Origin of the sequence: Dethiosulfovibrio russensis, assembly GCF_021568855.1 — a bacterium.
GTDB lineage: Bacteria > Synergistota > Synergistia > Synergistales > Dethiosulfovibrionaceae > Dethiosulfovibrio > Dethiosulfovibrio russensis.
In genome coordinates, this window is record NZ_JAKGUG010000041.1 from 1 (window position 1) to 508 (window position 508).

At 52.0% G+C, this 508-nt stretch carries 2 tRNA genes and 2 rRNA genes; all 4 read left to right on the forward strand.

The annotated features are described in order from the left end of the window. Nucleotides 1-91 (forward strand): 16S ribosomal RNA (locus L2W48_RS12955); the annotation flags it as partial. A gap of 54 nt (nt 92-145) precedes the next feature. After that, nucleotides 146-222, forward strand: a tRNA-Ile gene (locus tag L2W48_RS12960). A gap of 20 nt (nt 223-242) precedes the next feature. Beyond that, nucleotides 243-318: transfer RNA gene (locus L2W48_RS12965), tRNA-Ala, on the forward strand. Nucleotides 319-417: 99 nt separating this feature from the next. Then, nucleotides 418-508 (forward strand): 23S ribosomal RNA (locus tag L2W48_RS12970); the annotation flags it as partial.

The window sequence follows — 508 nt, forward strand, 5'->3', positions numbered from 1 at the left end:
GGGGACAGATCCGTCGAAGGTGTGTCTGGTAAGGAGGGTGAAGTCGTAACAAGGTAGCCGTACCGGAAGGTGCGGCTGGATCACCTCCTTTCTAAGGAGTACGTTCTTTTATGTTCTATCATGCGCTGTTCTCTTTCTTTTTAGTGGGCCGGTAGCTCAGGCGGCTAGAGCACTCGGCTGATAACCGAGAGGTCAGTGGTTCGAGTCCACTTCGGCCCACCAAGTTTTCGTTTTTTTTCTGTGGGGGTGTAGCTCAGTCGGGAGAGCGCCTGCTTTGCACGCAGGAGGTCGTCGGTTCGATTCCGGTCACCTCCACCAATGAAGAAGCCAAGATGGAGAGCGTTCTGCATAGATGTAGGACGTTTTTTGCTTTCCATCTGGTAGTTCCTTGACAAGTGAATAGAGAAAACAAAGAGAGGTTAAGGTAATAAGGGCATACGGTGGATGCCTAGGCACCTGAAGCCGAAGAAAGACGTGGCAAGCTGCGAAAAGCCACGGGGAGGAGCAA